An 880-nucleotide genomic window follows, 5' to 3' on the forward strand; every position below is an offset into this window, starting at 1 on the left:
CGGTTTAGCAGAAGCAGATCAAGTTAAGCTTCGCTCGGTTTATTTGGACGGCGTGCCGGTCGAAAACAATGATGGAAGCCGTAATTTCCAGGTTGAGCAGTTTGAGACCCGTAAGGGAGGGATTCAGCAAGACGCCATTGACTGGGTGACGGCGGCCTCAAGTGAGGTGCAAGTCGGTCACGAGCTGCAGCGTCGTCTGGTTGACAAAGAGGAGAGCGGCGGGAAGATCAAGGTGACGCATTTCACGCCTTGTTCGATCGAGGTCTCCGAGCCGGACGTGAGTGAGGTGGATGTTACTGTCCAAGTGAGCAATCTGTGGTGGGATTCGAACAAGGGGCACACCAACGCGACGGTCGAGCTGCAGTTCGAACCATCCTATAGAACACTGTCGAAGGACGAGCTTCCGCCGAAGACCGAGTCCTGGGAAATCACCGGGTTGAAGGACAAGCCTCCGCCGAAGACCGAGTCCTGGAAAATCACCGGCGTCTGTCAGGTTTATTGCAAGACCTTTACCTTTCCCGTGCATTTGGCTGCGGGGGCGCGATTCGTCTTGAAAATCTCCCGTACAGACGTCATTGACCAGGGTGAGAATGCAGGTAAAAAGCATGGCACAGCGCACGTGCTTAGCTACACCAAGCGCTGCACCGGAAAGTTCAAATACCCCGGCAGCGCGCTGGTGGCGATGCAAATCAGCACGGAGAAATTCGACCGGGTACCTGTTCGCTCGTACGACATGAAGGGATTGCTGGTTGAGGTACCGGACAACTACGATCCGGCCGGCCGCGAGTACAAGGGCACGTGGACCGGGAAATTCAAGCGAGCTTGGACCGACAATCCGGCCTGGATTTTTAGGGATCTTCTGCTCAATCGGCGGTACGGC

At 55.8% G+C, this 880-nt stretch carries 1 pseudogene; it reads left to right on the forward strand.

Annotated features, from left to right (window positions below):
• Window positions 1-880, forward strand: a pseudogene (locus QCE79_RS33070) (hypothetical protein); the annotation flags it as partial.

Origin of the sequence: Caballeronia sp. LZ003, from assembly GCF_031451465.1 — a bacterium.
In the GTDB taxonomy this organism is placed as follows: domain Bacteria; phylum Pseudomonadota; class Gammaproteobacteria; order Burkholderiales; family Burkholderiaceae; genus Caballeronia.